The following is a 17,690-nucleotide window of genomic DNA, read 5'->3' on the forward strand; positions in this document are numbered from 1 at the left end:
ATAAAATTAAAATATTCCAACTTAGGAAAATCATTTCCTGGTCTTATAAATCCTTCCTCTAGGAAGGGGCTATTCAATAAATTGCGGTAATTCAATATTATTAACTATCATTTTTGTTCTTTTTCCATTTTGACGTTTATACTCTTCATCTTTCAAGCTGCTGCTTTGTTGGCTGCTTTCACTTACCCCAGTCACATCGTTATCTATGCTCCTGGGGATTCGTTCACTTGCCGCCGCGCTGCGGCTCGAAATCTATTAGGTATATTTATCAAATATCTGGGATAAATTATCTCTATCGATTTGATGATTCTTGTATTTAGCAAACCTGAGTTATCTGTTTTTTTTATTAATAAATATGTAGATATAAGATAATTTCTCCTAATGCCTATACTACTTGCTACCATAGACCAGTGAACAGTAGGATGATGTTCAAAACACTTATGACCAATCTGTCAGCAATGGGGGAAATATGGATAGTTTGGGATCATTGAACGTGTTCGTTCGGGCGGCGGATGCCCGTAGCTTCACAGTTGCAGGTCAACAACTTGGCATCTCTTCGTCGGCGGTTAGTAAGGCTATTGTTCGGTTAGAGGAGCGTCTGGGAATACGCCTCTTCCATCGATCTACGCGAACCGTCACATTAACGCCGGAAGGGACATTATTCTTTGAGCGGTGCAAGCGAATCCTCGATGAGGTTGAGGCTGCGGAAACTGAACTATCTCAGATGCAGAAAATGCCAAGTGGCAAGCTAAAGATTAGCCTACCGTCAGTTGGTATGTTGTTTATGCCGAAATTTGCTGCTTTTAATCGCCTTTATCCAGAGATTAAACTTGATATAAGTTGTTCCGATCGAATAGTGGATGTTATTGAAGAGGGATTTGATGCTGTACTCCGAACCGGTGATCCACGTGATTCCAGATTAATGTCTAGGGTGCTTGGTTCTTACCGTCAGGTTATTGTCGGCTCTCCTGCCTATTTTGCGGCCGCAGGTTTTCCAGAAGAACCAGAAGATCTTGTTAGCCATTCGTGCTTATTATATCGCTTTCCAACAAATGGGAAATTAAATGTATGGCCTTTGAATCGTGATGGTAAGAAAATTGAGCTTAACTTACCGTGCAATATGGTAACGGATAGTTTAGAACCGCAAGTCTGTTTTGCCGAGCATGGTCTTGGGATAGCTTGTGTGCCGAATATTGCTGTTTACCGACAGTTGAAAGAAGGTTCTTTGGTCACTATTTTGGATAAATATAACGAAAGTTCCACAGTTTTTCGTATACTTTGGCCATCAAGCCGTCATTTATCCCCTAAGGTCAGAGTATTTGTAGATTTTATGGCGGAGAACCTCTTACCTTTTTAAATAAGTTCTGCAAAGTGGTCTATATTATAGATACATAAAGCGAAAATTTACTTTATGGAATTGGCGCATATATCGTGCGCTCCAATAACTTTCTAGAAGCAAAAGATAGAAGAGAAAGTTGTATTAAAACGCAGTAAGCCATTCTAAACAACATAAAGGAGAGTATCTAACATGTTAGTACGCAAGTCGTTGTTGGCCCTGTTTGCAACTGCTTCCCTAACTGTCGCAGGTGTCGCTTATGCAGGTCCGCCCGTAACAGTGACATTTAAGCATCTTGGTGTTCCTGGTAGCGCGGATGCTGTTTATACCATCATTACTAATAATGAATCCGGTACATACGTGAATGCAACACCTAAACCTAGTTCAAGCGTAGGGCCAGGAGAAGTTAATAGTTATCAGGTTCAAAGCCCAATTTCACCTGACGTAAACTACGCGATGGTGCGATATAAGATAGGTTTTAAAACCTGCGAATTTATGACCACTTTTGTGAACACATATGTTAATGGCGTTAAAATTCCGAAATGGAATAAAGGAGCAACGTCCGGTAGTGGGGCTGTTTGTAATGCAACCATCACCTATACTAATTATCTTACCTACGCATGGTCAGTTGAATTTACTATGAAGTAGTGAACAGTGATTTTTAATGGCCGATCGGATTTCAATGCTAAACAGAGTTCCCCCGTTATCTATTGTATCGGCCATATAATCGCAGATATTACTTTGCTTTGAAGTGAACATCTCATGACTAATTCTGCTTAGTGAATTGATGTTCAGTTAAATATATGTATAGTAGGATCTCGCTCTACTGCTATGATTATGTAAGTTTTTTGATTATCTGTCCGCTATATTTTTTATCTTGAATTTTCTGTTGATAATATAATTACTAACCACTACTATTAGGAGGATTTTTTCTTTACTGTATGTTTAGTGTAAATAACACAATATATGAGTTATGTTAGCACTGGGTTAAAAATAAAAAAACATACGGTAATTTAATTTGTTATTATAAATTAGTGTTGAATGTTTATTTTTTTTAGTTTTGATTTTCTTTGGTATTTTATTGACGCACTATTGGTTCTACACTATTTTTAAAGTTAGAAAGTGTTTTAATTTTTTTATAAGTGTATGGGCTATGATGGTTGAATATGGATGTTCAGTAAATTAGTTGAGTTTTTCGGTTTAATATGAATTTCCATATTTATAACTTGGTGTGAATTTAATCTTATAAGGAATAATATATTATGATTGATCAAAACAATTCTAATAATATAGTTAACCCTAATGTATCGATCTCTAATGTATCGATCTCTGATGTAACTATATCCTCTATTCAAATTGCTCCAGAAATAGCTAGAAACAATGTTCATGTCGTCATTGTTGATGATAAAGGTGCTTCACGGGATTTTCTTCTGGATAACTCTGCTGGTGGTTATCAAGGGAATGGTAGTTTAATAACTTTGATTCTTGCACATCTTAATTCAAAGAAAGTCACTATTAGAACTACCGGATATGAATATAATAAACATGGATATATCAATGGCGTATTAATTAAGGGAACAGGAGGTAGTTCAGGAGGTAGTTCAGGCGGTAATTCAGGCGGTAATTCAGGAGGTAGTTCAGGAGGTAGTTCAGGAGGTAGTTCAGGCGGTAATTCAGGCGGTAATTCAGGCGGTAATTCAGGAGGTAGTTCAGGCGGTAATTCAGGCGGTAATTCAGGAGGTGGAACGGGAGGCAGAACCGGGGGATGATAAGGACGGTAAAAATTAGGAATGATAGGAATGAGAATTCTTATAGAAAATATTATTCGCTATTATTTACGTTAAAGGTATTAAAATCCTATCCCATTATGTTATTTTATTTGCCATTTTAGACTTGGGTAGTGTTTAAGATTTTTGCAAAATAACGTCTATTGGGGTAAATAGTGAATTGGAATTAATTATAAATAGAAACCCTGACGTTCAGTCTTCAGGGTTTTTACTTTTTAACAATTGAACATACCCTAAATTTTAGGAACAGTGTTTTAATATTTATGATCGGTTTTTTTAGTGTTTTTTACCTGCTTGTTGACAGTGAAAATGATCTTGTTGATTGAATAAAGAATACTGTATATTATAGTTATGATTTGTATGAAAATATTTTTGTTTTTTAATTATATTAATCAGTTTATTTATCGTGGATTATAAAATCGAATGGATTTTATTGTCATTTAATAAAGTTATTATCCGAAATCACTTATGCTGGTATATGTGGTAATTGTTCTTTATTTCTAGTGAATAAAACGGGACTAGCCAATAGTTATCTGGAAAATCCTTATTTGGTTTTTTGATCTATTATAGTGTTAGTGAATTCAAATAGTATAAGAGTTAAATGGTCAATAAAATATTGACCATTAGGGAATACTATCAATAAGGTTATTAGGCGCTCTCGGTTATTGCTTATGACCTAAGAAGTACTTTAATTCAGGTAGATTACCATTTTCTCTAAATCTAGCGGGAGTGGTATTAAAGTGCTTTTTGAAGATCCGGGTAAATGTTGCCTGAGAACTGAAACCATACTGTAAGGCAATATCAAGAATTGGTAGGTTTTCTTCGCGCAAAGATCTTGCTGCTTCGTGTAAACGCCGCTTACGAACATATTCACCTAGAGTATAGCCTTTCACTTCTTTAAACACTCTTTGTAGATGCCACTTTGAATAACCGCTTCTGTCAGCAATGGTCGCTATTTTTATACCTTCGTTACGTTGGAGCTGAGTTTCGAGCCATCTGACAATATCATTTACTACACTTTCTGACATTTTCACCTCCCACTGATGGTGGGCTAGTTGCTAAAATATTAGATTTCGTTAGTTATTTTCATAAAGATAATAACGATAGTTATTAATAGGTGTATTTTAAAATAAATCCGGGATATCTATAGGCAAAAAGTGCTATTTATAATTGATAATTATTATCATTGATGCAAATTTCCTTTGTTTTAATAATAAGTAGCATTAAATGATCTTCATTAATTTATTTAAAACAGTATCATCGTTCGTCATTTAATTTAATGGAGGTTGTAATGCAATCGGACTTGGCTTTTTTAACTAAAAAGTTGGCGTTTTTTGTTCTTTATGCTCTTATTTTAGCCATGGTTATAGGTTTACTCTTTATTGATGTTATCTATTTGCAGAATGCAGTGAAGGAGAACTCATTAACTGAAATTGCTCAGGAGAGTATATTGTTTGTTATTTCTGCTGTATTCCTGCTGGAAGCAAAAAAGAATAGTCAATTACGTCCTGCATTAGTCTTGATATCAGGTTTTTTTGCTTGTTTATTGATAAGAGAGCTAGATGCTATATTTGATGAAATATTTCATGGTGCTTGGGCGTGGATTGCTATTCCGTTAGCGCTAATTTGTATTTTTTACGCTGTTTATAAAGGTAGGGATACGTTGGTTGGGCTTGTTCATTTTACGCGCCATCAAAGTTACAGCATGATGGTTGCAGGTATTTTGTGTGTACTGGTTTTTTCCCGTTTGTTTGGTATGGGAGAATTATGGAAAGGTTTGATGCTCGAACATTTTGATCGAACAGCAAAAAATATGGTTGAAGAAGGGTGTGAACTTCTGGGTTATTGCTTGTGCTTGATTTCAACTTTTTGGTATCTGCCTGATGCAATAAAATTTCGTCAGTGAAAAGTAAGACAGGCAATCGATTGAAATAATTTGCCTGTCAGATTTGCTGTTATTGCCTCAAATAAATCTGAGGTTGTTGAGTCTCGGGATGGCGGGTAATGCCAAGATCTGCTTGATACCATTTTCTCAGAGTATGATCATTCAGTACTTCTTCTGGTGTACCCGCAGCGACTAACTTCCCTTTATGTAATAGAAAGATTTTATCTGCATAGAGAGCAGCAAGATTCAAGTCATGTAGAACACAGCACATAGCCATAGGTTGTTCCCGTGTCAGTCGGTAAAGCAGACGCAAAGTATGTTGCTGGTGGTAGAGATCCAGGGCTGATGTCGGTTCGTCAAGAAACAAACAACACTCTATTGGTGTTGGATGCCAAAGTTGGGCAAGGACACGAGCGAGTTGTACTCTTTGCTGCTCACCACCGGAGAGTTGCCGGTAGTCACGGTGACGTAACTCTTGGCAATCCGTTTGTTCAATCACAGTATCAATTGCTGTCTGTTTATGACGAATACCGTGAGGAGAGCGCCCCATGGCGACCACTTCTTCCACGCTGAAAGGGAAGGAGAGCGAGCTATGTTGACGCATGACGGCACGAGTGCGCGCTAATTGTTCAGCAGGCCATTGCTCAAGAGGTATTCCATGTAAATAACATTGCCCATGTTCAGATTTTATATATCCCGTTAATAGTCGCAATAATGTGGATTTCCCTGCGCCATTTGGTCCAATGATGGCGACAATCTCGCCTTTATTTACCGAGAGCGAAACATTATCAATTATTTTCTGGTTGCCAATTGAATAGCTTAAATTCTGTGCTTGCAGAGAAATATTATTTTTTATGGCATCCATTATGTGCGGCTCCCTGGTTGTTTGAGTATCAACCATAGAAAATATGGACCGCCGATCAAACCAGTGATTAGGCCAACGGGCATTTCTGCTGGTGAGACCAATGTTCTTGCTAGTGTATCTGCGGTAAGCAGAAGAGAAGCTCCGCCTAAAGCAGCACCGGGAAGTAGCCAATGATGATCACCACCAAATCGCATTCTGATCAAATGCGGGATAACCAACCCAACAAATCCAATAACACCACTTAGTGCAACAGCGCTGCCAATAAGTAGGGCACTGAGTAGTAATAACTGGAATTTAGTGCGTTGGACATTTATACCAAGATAGTGGGCCTCTTCATCTCCTAATTGCAACAGATTCAGTTTACGGGCTTGGCTGAAAGTTAGGATAGTGGCGGGAATAATTAAAGAAGCTGTAATTGCCAACGTCGGCCACTCTATCTGGCTGAGTGAACCCATCATCCATAAGGAGAATTGTCGTAGCTGTTGATCGTCACTGATATAGCTCAGGACACCAATAGCAGACATACAAAGGGCATTGATAGCAATCCCGGCTAGTAATAAGCGGGCCAGATTTCCGTAGTTATATTTATTGAGTGAAAAAATCAGTAATGAAATTAACAGGCTGCCAATAAAAGCGGCAATAATATGCCCGTACACAGCAATTGCGGATGGTAGGCTAATTGGCAGAACAATTGCCATTGCAACCATCAATGCGGCTCCACTGCTGATACCTAGTAGGCCAGGATCAGCGAGTGGATTGCGAAATAATCCTTGCATTACAGCCCCGGAAGCAGCTAAAGCACAACCAACCAGTATGGCTAATAGCACCCTAGGTAATCTGATATTCAGCCAGATTTGCCACTGGGGGTCACCAAGGGAGGATTCCCATAATGTCTTGAAAGATAATGATAATGCACCAATATTGGCAGAACCAATAGCCAACCCGGACAATAACAAACAAAGAAACGCCAAACCCAATCCCGGAGACTTCATACGGCTCATTGAGTCTTCTCCGCCGCCTGTCTGAGTTGTTTCATTACTGAGGGGGTATTGAGGCCAAAACCGAGTAGCCCCATATCATCGACAATTAAAACTTGTTGTTTCTGGCCGGCAGGGGTGTGTTTCAATCCGGGTAATTGCCAGATTTTATCCAAACCGCCCATTGATTTAATACCATCCTCCGTCACCAATAACAGATCTGGTGCGCTGGCAATAACACCTTCCTGGGAAAGTGGGCGGTAATTGTTGAAACCTTGCATGGCATTAGTGGCACCAACAGCGCGAATCATTTTGTCCGCTGCGGTTTTTTGGCCGGCAGCCATTGGCATGATACCCCCGTGACTCATTACAAACAGAATACGGGTCGGCAAGGTAGTTGTTGGTATTTCCGTCAGCGCTTTTTGATATTGTTGAATCAGTTGTTCGCCACGTTCAGTCTGATTGACCGCCTTGGCGACGGTCTTAATTTTTTCAGGAACGGCTTCTAACGCTGCTTTTCCGGTTATCTGAATCACTTCTACACCAGAATCCTGGAGCTGCTTAAGTGCCAGTGAAGGTTTTGCCAACTCACTGGTTAGCACCAGTGTCGGATTCATAGAGAGAATACCTTCAGGATTAAGCATTCTCATATAGCCGACATCGGGTAAGGCAAGCAATTCGGTTGGTTTCTGGCTGGTGCTGTCTCTGGCGACAACTCTTTCACCTTCACCAAGTGCAAAAACAATTTCAGATACATCGCCACCGATAGTGACGATCCGTTCAGTGGAAAAAGCACTGAACGATGATACCGCAAGGACAAATGTCAGAAGCCATTGTTTCATGCTACACGCTCTTCCTGTATTGATTGCAGTTTTGGCAGAGCAGCCACTTGCTCACGCCACTGAGTTTGTTCAGGAGTGCCTTCTGTACGCTGACCAAACAGTTGAGCAATCTGATTGCCATTAGCATCAAATAGCTCAAGGCTAGTGACAAAACCATCCTCTGTTGGTTTACGGGTTACCCAGCTTTCAGCAATAGCACTCTCTATTAAATGTAGTGTGAAATTGCGGTTAAAGATATTAATCCATTTCTGATCTGAGTTTTCTTCCTGATATGGCATCAGGCGTTCCAGTTTTCCGGTGAAAATTTGCACGCAACCACGATTGCTGACGAAAATCATGATTTCATTCTGATCGTTATAAGCGGCATTGATGAGATCATTCAATGCAGAATTTTCCACCTTGTAAGCGAGATCATCCTGTACCGCGTTGAAAACTTGTTGACGGCTCAGATTATGGCGTTTAAGTAACATGAAGAATTGATGAACGTCAGTCATTACTCGCCACTCTTCATCAAGCTGTGCTTTCAGTTCATTGGTTAGAGTTGAATAGGTGGTTTCTTCTATAGGTTTGATGACCAGTGCGGGGTTATCTTCTGCCTGATATTTTTCGATCAGCGCTTCCCAGGCTGTCATATCAGTATTACCTGTTGCATAAACTTTATGCAGTGCGTCACCTTGATGATCAAAAAATTGAATGCTGTGGCGCACCCCATTTTTTGCGGGTTCAACCAGATAAAATATACTACTCCAATATCCAAAGAATATCCGCAAGTCGAGTTCACGAGGGTTCAGGACCAGCCCTGCGTGGCTGCTGAAACGTATATTTTCATACTGACCAATTTGTTCATGAACAGCAAAATCATTGCGGGTGATCGCCTTAATTTCACCAACAACGGCCAACTCTTCCAGTAAAGTTGGGGCGTCAACATTAAGGCGTTTGGCATCGATACCAACGCGGCTATGTAATAATTCACCTTCACTGACATTCAGATAGGCAGCCAGATCACGGGCATATTTGGCTTTGTTATCAGATTTGGCTTGTAGAAAACGTTCATAAAGTGAAGAATTCACAATTTAACTCCTTGAAATACATGTATTTAATTACCACTGGTAACTGACTAACAGTTTGGCGTTACGGCCATCCTGCGGTGTTCCCTGTGGTGAGTAGTATTCTTTATCAAAAGCATTGCCTAAAACTGCCGTAGTAGTCACACCTTTGAGCATTTCTTCACCTTGATAGCTGATATAGAAATCATTAACGCCATAGCCTGCCTGTTGTTTAGGATCTCTACCTCTAGCATCTTTACCTTTGAAATCAGTATGCTTGGTGAATTGACCTACCCAGCCGACAGAGAAACCGGTTTGTTCAATAGGGATTTCCAGTATGCTGGTGATAGTATCTGGGCTGAGGTTATCAAGAGATCCACCGCTTTTTTCATCTTTGCCTTCTGTGCGGTTGTAAGTCAGTTCCCAAGAGAACAGATTGGATTCATAGTTGATGGAAGCATCCCATCCCCAGATCTTGGCGCTAGATATATTAATAGATGTTGTGTTCCTTCCTCGGTTGACGACATCTGATTTAATATAATCTTTGGCTTTAGTATCAAAATAACTCGCTTTAAATTTCAGCTCGTCGTTATCTGCTAGTAGATCATTGAAACGCAATCCAAAACCAGACTCCCACGTTTCGTTGCTTTCTGGACGGAGATTTGGATTAGGGGTCCAGAAGTTTCCAGGATAATGCATGGAATCGTTATACATTTCTCCCATCGTTGGTGCGCGGAAAGCTTGAGAATAAGAGGTAAATAGCATCGACCAGTCAGTTGGCGTAATACTAATAGCCCCTTTGGAAGACCATTTATCAGCGCTGACATCATCTTTAGAATTCGTTCCTTTGTAGTTGTCATAGCGAGTACCGGCGATAATAGAGACTGGTAGGTCTCGTAGGGTTATCTCATCTTGCAACCAACCGGAATAAAAACGAATATCAGCGTTAGGGAAGCTATCTGTATTACCGTCTGGAGTCTGTTTCTGTTTGTAAGTTTCACCACCGTAAGTAAATTGATGAGCCAGAGGGCTATCTGTCCACAGGCGGGAGCGGTTTTCCAATTTTACGCCATAGGTTTTTTGCTTACGACCTTCGAACCCCTTTTTCTTAGTACGGGCATCAATAGTGATATCGGAATAATAAAGGTCAGTTTTGGCATTTAACCAATCATATTCCGCTGGATTTAATTGGTAGCTAAGTTGGGCATCACGTTGAGTTGTCGTGCGGTCAGTCCAAGTATTAGGATCTTTATTTTTTCCGGTGAGTGTTTGTGGATTTTTAGGTTGATTAGCTTCATTACGGTAATAACGTAATTGGCTGCTTAGGGACTGGTTGTCATCAATTTTCCAACTGCCTTTTGCCATCAGATTACTGATAAATTCATCATTATCGCCAACCAAACCACCACCGTGACGGATGTTGCCTGAATCACGGGTACTGAAGGCAAATATACCATCCAGGGATGCCGATTTTGCGAAAGTTGCACCACCAAAGCCCATGCTATGGTCACCTGTTGCACCTCGGGCAAAAACGCGGAATCCGTGATCTTGACCAGCTTGCAGAAGGTCTGCGGCATCGACGGTTTGATAAGCGATAACCCCGCCTAAGGCACCACTGCCGTAAAGTAGGGCAGAAGGGCCGCGTACAACTTCGACTTGTTTAATGAGTGCTGGGTCCAGGAACGTACCATTGATATGGCCGGTATCGGTACCTTGGCGAATACCGTCAATCAACGTCAAAACACCTTTTGGGCCATAACCACGCAGACTAACATCTTGCCCATTAGCACGGTTTGTACCAGCTATATTAATGCCGGGTATTTTTTTGATGAGATCGCTAGCATTACCGGCTGTCTGACTTTGTGGCGACTTATTATTTATTACCGTCACCATCATGGGAGCTTCGAAACTATCCCTTTCATTACCTGTTGCATAAACAGTTATCACCTCGCGGGATGATTTATCACTGTTGGCATCGGGCGATTTTGTTGCTGCATAAACAGCGGGAATACTACTGATCATTGCCAAGCTTAAGGCTGATAGTTTGAGTGTTGATCTTGCAGATTGAGACATCAGACGAATCTCCATAATAATATTTTATGAGTTATGGATATAGCTGGCTGCCCCGATACGCGATCTGGGTGGCTGGCTGAGTTATTAGTTTATTTAGTTAGTATCAGCTTACCGGCTTTAGTTTGGCGCAATTGGTAGAATTCTCCTTGGTGACGAATTCTGGTAATTCCTAGCTCACCTAATAGTTGTTTACTGTCAATGTAGCCAATTTCTACAATTTCAGCAGGATAGGTGTTGCATTGTTTTTCAAGTGCAATGCAAGAATGTTGGTGACATATTTTACTCATAAAACCACTTTGCGAATACTAACTATTATCATAGTGAGAATTATTATCGTTATATAAAGAGGTGACTTCAAGCAATATTTTTGGTGGTCAGGATTAACACATTAATGAAATTTAATTAATGTGTTGTCAGTTAGCCTCATGAATGAAAAAGGCTAACTCGGAATAAGGATTCAGAAACGGTAACTTACTGCTTCGGCGAGAATGTCAATAAGCTGTTCTGTATCTTGCCAGTTTAGACAAGGATCTGTGATCGATTGACCGTAATTTAGCGGTTGTCCCTGAATGACTATCTGGGTGCCTTCAACCAGAAAACTTTCAGCCATCACACCGACAATAGCGGTAGAACCCTCTTGAATCTGGTGGCCCACCTCTTTTGCTATCGTCAGTTGGCGTTTATGAATTTTTTGACAATTACCATGACTGAAATCGACAACTAAATGTTCTGGTAAATTAAATTCCCGTAGTTGAGTACAAGCTGTAGCAATATCCTTGGCACTGTAATTAGGCTGTTTGCCTCCACGCATAATAATGTGGCCGTATGGGTTGCCTTCGGTTTGATAGATGGTCATCTGACCGTGCTGATCTGGCGAGAGCAATGTGTGACAGACACCGGCTGCGCGGATTGCATCCATGGCGATACGGATGTTGCCATCCGTCCCATTTTTAAAGCCAACTGGACAGGAGAGGGCGGATGCCATTTCTCGGTGAATCTGGCTTTCTGTTGTTCTGGCTCCGATAGCGCCCCAACTGATTAGATCGGCAATATATTGGCCGGTCACCATATCCAGAAATTCGGTTGCCGTAGGTAAACCCAACTCATTGACGTCAACCAATAATTTCCGGGCTAAAGTAATACCCCGATTTACCTGGCAAGAGCCGTCGAGATAGGGATCTGAAATTAAACCTTTCCAGCCCACCACTGTGCGCGGTTTCTCAAAATAGGTGCGCATAATAATTTCCAGTCTGTGCTGGTATTTTTCACGCAATCTGTTCAGTCGCTGAGCATAATCCAGAGCAGCATCAATATCATGAATAGAGCAAGGACCGATGATGACCATCAGCCGTGGATCGTTCCCGCAGAGAATATCGGCAATACGCTTCCGTGACGCTGTCACATTATTAGCGATTTTTTCGGACACGGGAAATTGAATTGCAAGAGTTTGAGGTGTTACCAAACTATCGACACGGTGAGTCCTTAAACCATCTGTTTTGTACATATATTTTCTCAAAGTTCGTTTCACATTAACAGGCATATCTATAGATAGTTGAAATTACAATAAACGAAAATGACTAAGTTAAACAAATGATATAATTAATCATATGATAAATTTTTTTCCATTATTCCTATTGATATATTTTTAAAACATTCGGCGATTCAGCTTCATCATGTCGATTATTTTGGTTGAGATTTCTTCAACAGAATAATTGGTGGTGTTAAGATAATTAATCTTATTCTTACGGAATAAAGCTTCAACCTCAGAAATTTCTATTCTACATTGCCTCAATGATGCATAACGGCTATTTTCTCGACGTTCTTCCCTAATCGCTGCCAGCCGTTCAGGGCTTATAGTTAAACCGAATAATTTATGTTGAAATTGTTTTAATGCCGCAGATAATTGTAGATTGTCCATATCATCCGCAGTAAAAGGATAATTTGCCGCCTGAATACCAAATTGCATGGCTAAATAGAGGCTAGTGGGTGTTTTCCCACAGCGGGATACGCCCAATAAGATAACTTGTGCCTGGTCAAGATTACGTAAAGAGATACCATCATCATGTGCCAGAGCATAATCAATAGCAGCTATACGCGCATCGTACTGACTGAGGTTCTTTTCAGTCAGGCCGTGAGTGCGATTAAGTTCGGGTTTGGGTTCCAACCCGGTTTCTTGCTGTAATGGAGCTACCAGTGTTTGTACAATATCCTGACAAAATCCTTCGCTACTGGTAATAATATTTTTCACTCCAGAAGAGATAATGGAATAGAAAACTAAAGGTCTTATACGCGTATCCTGATATATCTGATTTATTTGTTGCTTTATTTCTTCCGCGCGGGTTTCACTGGCAACAAAAGGAAGAGTATAAGAAGTTATTTTGATGGGAAATTGTGATAAAACAGCATGGCCCAATACTTCCGCGGTAATTGCCGTGCCATCTGAAATAAAAAAAACAGTGCGTTCAACACTTTCAACACTATTACGACTATTACGTTCCGCTGATGTTTCTAATCTGAATTCTGCCATGATATTTATAGTGACCTTTTATCTTTCCAATCGTTTAGTTAAATGAAACCGAGTATCGATTTTCTGCAAAGTATACCTAAGAAAAAAATAATATGTTGGGTTGATCGATTCACCTTTCTATGTGTGCGAAAACATTGTGTTAGTCTATTTATGACTGCTCTATGCAGTGCCAATTTTCCGATTTGTACCCAAATGCTAAAAGGATTGTTTTAATGCCCAATAATAACCTCACCCCGCGTAATGTGCTTTGGTATAACCAATTAGGTATGCATGATATTGACCGGGTTGGTGGTAAAAACGCCTCCCTGGGAGAAATGATCACTCACCTGTCAGAGTTGGGGGTTTCTGTCCCGAATGGTTTCGCCACGACAGCACAGGCATTTAATGATTTCTTGGAACAAAGTGGTGTCAATCAGCGTATTTATGACTTGCTGGATGAAACGAATGTTGATGATGTCAATCAACTGGCTAAAGCAGGCGCACAAATTCGCCAATGGGTGATTGATACGCCATTTCTGCCACAACTGGAAAAAGATATTCAGGATGCTTATCAACAGTTGTCTGAAGGAGAGCCCGAAGCCTCTTTTGCCGTACGTTCTTCGGCAACGGCTGAAGATATGCCTGATGCCTCTTTTGCCGGGCAGCAGGAAACCTTTCTAAACGTGCAAGGCATTGATGCCGTGATGGTTGCCATCAAGCATGTGTTTGCTTCATTGTTTAATGATCGCGCTATTTCCTATCGTGTCCATCAGGGATATGACCATCGGGGGGTTGCACTATCAGCGGGTATACAACGTATGGTGCGTTCTGATCTCGCCTCTTCCGGTGTGATGTTCACTATTGATACTGAATCAGGGTTTGATCAGGTTGTTTTTATTACCTCTGCTTACGGATTGGGTGAGATGGTTGTTCAGGGCGCTGTGAATCCGGATGAGTTCTATGTTCATAAATCAACCCTGAATAAGGGTAAACCGGCCATTGTGCGACGCAATCTAGGTTCTAAAAAACTGCATATGATCTATGCTGACAATAAAGAACATGGTCAGCAGGTACGTATCGAAGATGTACCAGCATCACAACGCCATCGTTTCTCTTTGGCTGATGAAGAAGTTGAGGCATTGGCGCGTCAGGCGTTATTAATTGAAAAACATTATGGCCGGCCAATGGATATTGAATGGGCTAAAGATGGTCATAACGGCAAGTTATACATTGTTCAGGCGCGTCCTGAGACTGTCCGCTCAAACCAGCAGGTTATGGAGCGTTACCAACTGAATGAACAAGGTCAGGTATTGGTGGAAGGGCGAGCCATAGGCCATCGTATTGGTGCGGGTCGAGTAAAAGTCATTCACAACTTGAATGAAATGGATCGTATCCAACCGGGGGATGTTCTGGTCACTGACATGACTGATCCGGATTGGGAGCCTATTATGAAAAAAGCCGCTGCGATTGTGACTAACCGCGGTGGCCGGACCTGTCACGCCGCGATTATTGCTCGTGAATTGGGCATTCCCGCAGTGGTTGGATGCGGTGATGCAACAGAGCGCCTGAAAGAAAATCAGTCGGTGACAGTTTCCTGTGCGGAAGGTGATACGGGTTTTGTTTATCAGAATCAACTGAATTTTACTGTACAAAGTTCTCAAGTCGATCAATTACCAGAGCTTGATGTAAAAATTATGCTCAACGTCGGCAATCCAGATCGTGCATTTGATTTTGCCCGTTTGCCGAATGATGGCGTAGGTCTTGCTCGTTTAGAGTTTATTATTAATCGGATGATTGGTGTACATCCCCGTGCATTACTGGAGTTTGATCAGCAAACTCCCGAATTGCGGCAAGAGATAAAATCGCTGATGGCAGGTTATGACAATCCGGTTGAGTTCTATGTTGGGCGCTTGACGGAGGGGATTGCCACTCTGGCGGCTGCATTCTGGCCGAAACGGGTTATTGTCCGTTTGTCTGATTTTAAATCCAATGAATATGCCAATCTGGTTGGTGGTGACATTTATGAACCTGATGAAGAGAACCCTATGCTCGGTTTCCGTGGTGCAGGGCGTTATGTTTCCGACAGTTTCCGTCGCTGTTTTGCATTAGAGTGCGAAGCCGTTAAACGTGTACGTAATGATATGGGGTTGACCAACGTTGAAATTATGATCCCGTTCGTTCGTACGGTAGCACAGGCTGAAGCCGTGATTGCTGAACTGGCATCTCAAGGGTTGAAGCGCGGTGAAAACGGATTGAAAGTCATTATGATGTGTGAGATTCCGTCCAACGCAATTCTGGCAGAACAGTTCCTTGAACATTTTGATGGCTTCTCTATTGGTTCTAATGATATGACTCAACTGACTCTTGGTTTGGACCGGGATTCCGGGGTGGTATCCGAACTATTTGATGAGCGTAATGATGCGGTCAAGGCTCTGCTTTCGTTAGCTATTCAGGCGGCTAAGCGTCAAAACAAGTATGTGGGAATTTGTGGTCAGGGGCCTTCGGACCATCAGGATTTTGCTCATTGGTTGATGGAAGAAGGGATTGATAGCCTGTCATTAAATCCAGATACCGTTGTAAAAACTTGGTTAGGATTAGCGAAAGTGAATTAATTGAGAATAATACTCAATTGAAACTAAAGGCCCGTCAAAATAATGGCGGGCTTTCTAACAACTAGAGTCGTTAATTATAGTTTTACGGAAAAGTATAAAAATAGCGAAAAAAAAAGCCTATCATGGGCGTGATAGGCAAGGACTACACACAGCAATATAAGCGTTTCTAACAAGTAGAACCATTAAAAGGAGAAATAAACGTCTCGTTCATAGCCCGCTTATATTAATTTAGTTAAATAGTTTATTCATTAAGAATTGTCCTAATTTCCGTATTATTTACGGCTATAATGAGCCAAATTTAACTAATTTTTAACAATTATTTTACAATAATGATATTTAATGAATGAGCATCTCAGAAGAGTGATAAGCTTTATAAGATTATGCTTTAGCGAAAGAGCTAATTCTCTTTCGCTACATAAGTCAGGATTAATTATCATACAAATTTATTCTGAAAATTCCTGTTCCAAATATTTTTCAGTTTCGGCTAAATCATTTTCAGGCTCTGGAACTTCATTCATCCATGCGATTAATAAACGATAAGCAACGGCTAATACAACGGGGCCGATAAATAAGCCAATCATGCCAAATGAGAGTATTCCACCAATAACACCTATTAATATCAGCGCCATAGGTAAATCTGCGCCCAGACGGATTAAAAATGGGCGAAGAAATCCATCCATTGTCGTTACGATACAGCTCCAGACCAGTAGCACGGTTCCCCAGGTTGTATCACCTGTCCAATAAAGCCAGGCAACAGCGGGAACTAAAATCAATAATGGACCGAGTTGAGCGACACAACAGACAAACATGAGTACTGTCAGCAACGTAGCATAAGGAATGCCTGAAACAGCCAAGCCAAGACCACCGATAATGGCTTGAACCAATGCGGTAACCACCACGCCGAGCGCTACGGCACGGATGGATTGTGCTGCCAACAGAATGGCGGCATCTCCGCGTTTACTTGCCAGGCGAATAGCGAAATGGCGAATGCTTATCGTCACCTGTTCGCCTTTTAGATATAAGAGCACGCTGAATAGCACCATCAAACAGAGATGGAATACGAAACGCCCGGCATTTGCCGCCTGAGTAAAGAACCAGGTTGCTGCTTCTCCAACATAAGGCTGGACTTTAGCTATCAGAACATTTCCACCATCAGTAATGAGTGAGTTCCAACCGCTGTAAAGTTTATCGCCAACCAGAGGAATACTATTCAGCCAGGTCATTGTCGGTATCTGAAAATGAGAGGGGGATTTAGCCCACTGGATTAATGGCGCGCTGTTTTCCAATAAACTACTGACCAGTAATGCAATAGGGATCACAAATAATAGAATTAGCAGTAGCGTCATGATGGAGACAGCAATCCAGCGTTTACCCCATAAACTGTTCTGTAGTTTTTCTAATAATGGCCAGGTGGCGATAACAACCATGCCGGCCCAGACAAAACCAAAGATAAAGGGCTTAATCACCCAAAAGCTGGTAACAATTAACAGTGACAGGAAAATTAAAGTAAATAATAGTTTTGGTAGGTCATAATACGGTTGAGATTTGTCCATAAGTTAATTTCTCTCAGGGATTTAGTGGCGCTAAAGATAATGAATACATAGGATGTTATCTACGGGTTACTCAAAATAGGTGAATATTATGATAAGGTAAACGCTTGCCTTCTCAGACAAATCAGTTAACGGTAGTAAATGGTTACGGCTGATTAAGGCATTGATTCAAAGATAGTATAAATAAAGCAATGTGGACACTCATTTTAAA

The 17,690-nt window shown here is 41.0% G+C and carries 15 protein-coding genes; 5 read left to right on the forward strand and 10 right to left on the reverse strand.

The features are described from left to right. Nucleotides 1-469: 469 nt before the first annotated feature. From D3222_RS10910 to D3222_RS10920, 3 genes are all read left to right on the forward strand, one after another. Nucleotides 470-1,357, forward strand: a complete 888-nt coding sequence (locus tag D3222_RS10910; RefSeq protein ID WP_118986177.1) for a LysR family transcriptional regulator — start codon at nucleotides 470-472, stop codon at nucleotides 1,355-1,357. A gap of 171 nt (nucleotides 1,358-1,528) precedes the next feature. Further along, nucleotides 1,529-1,984, forward strand: a complete 456-nt coding sequence (locus D3222_RS10915) for a hypothetical protein (protein WP_118986178.1) — start codon at nucleotides 1,529-1,531, stop codon at nucleotides 1,982-1,984. A 614-nt stretch (nucleotides 1,985-2,598) separates the two neighbouring features. Continuing rightward, complete coding sequence (locus D3222_RS10920; protein WP_118986179.1) at nucleotides 2,599-3,105, forward strand: hypothetical protein; 507 nt, start codon at nucleotides 2,599-2,601, stop codon at nucleotides 3,103-3,105. Between the two features lie 680 nt (nucleotides 3,106-3,785). Here the strand turns inward: D3222_RS10920 and D3222_RS10925 are convergent. Then, the gene (locus tag D3222_RS10925; protein WP_112875747.1) at nucleotides 3,786-4,151 is read right to left on the reverse strand and encodes a helix-turn-helix domain-containing protein; all 366 of its coding nucleotides are present in this window, start codon (nucleotides 4,149-4,151) and stop codon (nucleotides 3,786-3,788) included. 263 nt (nucleotides 4,152-4,414) lie between these two features. Here D3222_RS10925 and D3222_RS10930 point away from each other — a divergent pair, with 263 nt between their 5' ends. After that, nucleotides 4,415-5,029, forward strand: a complete 615-nt coding sequence (locus tag D3222_RS10930; protein ID WP_118986180.1) for a hypothetical protein — start codon at nucleotides 4,415-4,417, stop codon at nucleotides 5,027-5,029. Nucleotides 5,030-5,078: 49 nt separating this feature from the next. Here the strand turns inward: D3222_RS10930 and D3222_RS10935 are convergent, their stop codons facing one another. From D3222_RS10935 to ppsR, 8 genes are all read right to left on the reverse strand, one after another. Further along, nucleotides 5,079-5,873 carry a heme ABC transporter ATP-binding protein gene (locus D3222_RS10935; protein WP_118986181.1) on the reverse strand — a complete coding sequence of 265 codons (795 nt, stop codon included), beginning with the start codon at nucleotides 5,871-5,873 and terminating at the stop codon, nucleotides 5,079-5,081. Then, a complete protein-coding gene (locus tag D3222_RS10940; RefSeq protein WP_118986182.1) occupies nucleotides 5,873-6,874 on the reverse strand; it encodes a FecCD family ABC transporter permease in 1,002 nt (333 codons plus the stop codon). The genes D3222_RS10935 and D3222_RS10940 overlap by 1 nt, the downstream gene beginning before the upstream one ends. Then, nucleotides 6,871-7,692, reverse strand: coding sequence for a heme/hemin ABC transporter substrate-binding protein (locus tag D3222_RS10945; protein WP_118986183.1), 822 nt, complete (start codon nucleotides 7,690-7,692; stop codon nucleotides 6,871-6,873). Before D3222_RS10945 ends, D3222_RS10940 begins: the two co-directional genes overlap by 4 nt. Then, nucleotides 7,689-8,762: a hemin-degrading factor gene (locus D3222_RS10950; RefSeq protein WP_118986184.1), complete on the reverse strand. Its 1,074-nt coding sequence runs from the start codon at nucleotides 8,760-8,762 to the stop codon at nucleotides 7,689-7,691. The genes D3222_RS10945 and D3222_RS10950 overlap by 4 nt, the downstream gene beginning before the upstream one ends. A 30-nt stretch (nucleotides 8,763-8,792) precedes the next feature. After that, nucleotides 8,793-10,811, reverse strand: coding sequence for a TonB-dependent hemoglobin/transferrin/lactoferrin family receptor (locus tag D3222_RS10955; protein WP_118986185.1), 2,019 nt, complete (start codon nucleotides 10,809-10,811; stop codon nucleotides 8,793-8,795). 89 nt (nucleotides 10,812-10,900) lie between these two features. Then, nucleotides 10,901-11,098: a hemin uptake protein HemP gene (gene hemP / locus D3222_RS10960; RefSeq protein ID WP_118986186.1), complete on the reverse strand. Its 198-nt coding sequence runs from the start codon at nucleotides 11,096-11,098 to the stop codon at nucleotides 10,901-10,903. Nucleotides 11,099-11,268: 170 nt separating this feature from the next. Then, complete coding sequence (locus D3222_RS10965) at nucleotides 11,269-12,315, reverse strand: 3-deoxy-7-phosphoheptulonate synthase (protein ID WP_118986187.1); 1,047 nt, start codon at nucleotides 12,313-12,315, stop codon at nucleotides 11,269-11,271. Nucleotides 12,316-12,456: 141 nt separating this feature from the next. Further along, on the reverse strand, nucleotides 12,457-13,338 hold the full coding sequence (gene ppsR, locus D3222_RS10970; RefSeq protein ID WP_118986188.1) for a posphoenolpyruvate synthetase regulatory kinase/phosphorylase PpsR: 882 nt from the start codon (nucleotides 13,336-13,338) through the stop codon (nucleotides 12,457-12,459). Nucleotides 13,339-13,550: 212 nt separating this feature from the next. Between ppsR and ppsA the strand changes: the two genes are divergently transcribed. Beyond that, complete coding sequence (gene ppsA / locus D3222_RS10975; RefSeq protein ID WP_118986189.1) at nucleotides 13,551-15,929, forward strand: phosphoenolpyruvate synthase; 2,379 nt, start codon at nucleotides 13,551-13,553, stop codon at nucleotides 15,927-15,929. Nucleotides 15,930-16,372: 443 nt separating this feature from the next. Here the strand turns inward: ppsA and ydiK are convergent, their stop codons facing one another. After that, nucleotides 16,373-17,482, reverse strand: coding sequence for an AI-2E family transporter YdiK (gene ydiK, locus D3222_RS10980; RefSeq protein ID WP_118986190.1), 1,110 nt, complete (start codon nucleotides 17,480-17,482; stop codon nucleotides 16,373-16,375). Nucleotides 17,483-17,690 lie beyond the last annotated feature (208 nt).

The sequence above is a fragment of the Photorhabdus sp. CRCIA-P01 genome (assembly GCF_003545805.1).
In the GTDB taxonomy this organism is placed as follows: Bacteria; Pseudomonadota; Gammaproteobacteria; order Enterobacterales; family Enterobacteriaceae; genus Photorhabdus; species Photorhabdus antumapuensis.

Bases quoted from the DNA above. Each gene is read 5' to 3' on its own strand.
- D3222_RS10910 (WP_118986177.1), top strand. From the start codon at position 470: ATGGATAGTTTGGGATCATTGAACGTGTTCGTTCGGGCGGCGGATGCC.
- D3222_RS10915 (WP_118986178.1), top strand. From the start codon at position 1,529: ATGTTAGTACGCAAGTCGTTGTTGGCCCTGTTTGCAACTGCTTCCCTA.
- D3222_RS10920 (WP_118986179.1), top strand. From the start codon at position 2,599: ATGATTGATCAAAACAATTCTAATAATATAGTTAACCCTAATGTATCG.
- D3222_RS10925 (WP_112875747.1), bottom strand. From the start codon at position 4,151: ATGTCAGAAAGTGTAGTAAATGATATTGTCAGATGGCTCGAAACTCAG.
- D3222_RS10930 (WP_118986180.1), top strand. From the start codon at position 4,415: ATGCAATCGGACTTGGCTTTTTTAACTAAAAAGTTGGCGTTTTTTGTT.
- D3222_RS10935 (WP_118986181.1), bottom strand. From the start codon at position 5,873: ATGGATGCCATAAAAAATAATATTTCTCTGCAAGCACAGAATTTAAGC.
- D3222_RS10940 (WP_118986182.1), bottom strand. From the start codon at position 6,874: ATGAGCCGTATGAAGTCTCCGGGATTGGGTTTGGCGTTTCTTTGTTTG.
- D3222_RS10945 (WP_118986183.1), bottom strand. From the start codon at position 7,692: ATGAAACAATGGCTTCTGACATTTGTCCTTGCGGTATCATCGTTCAGT.
- D3222_RS10955 (WP_118986185.1), bottom strand. From the start codon at position 10,811: ATGTCTCAATCTGCAAGATCAACACTCAAACTATCAGCCTTAAGCTTG.
- hemP (WP_118986186.1), bottom strand. From the start codon at position 11,098: ATGAGTAAAATATGTCACCAACATTCTTGCATTGCACTTGAAAAACAA.
- D3222_RS10965 (WP_118986187.1), bottom strand. From the start codon at position 12,315: ATGTACAAAACAGATGGTTTAAGGACTCACCGTGTCGATAGTTTGGTA.
- ppsR (WP_118986188.1), bottom strand. From the start codon at position 13,338: ATGGCAGAATTCAGATTAGAAACATCAGCGGAACGTAATAGTCGTAAT.
- ppsA (WP_118986189.1), top strand. From the start codon at position 13,551: ATGCCCAATAATAACCTCACCCCGCGTAATGTGCTTTGGTATAACCAA.
- ydiK (WP_118986190.1), bottom strand. From the start codon at position 17,482: ATGGACAAATCTCAACCGTATTATGACCTACCAAAACTATTATTTACT.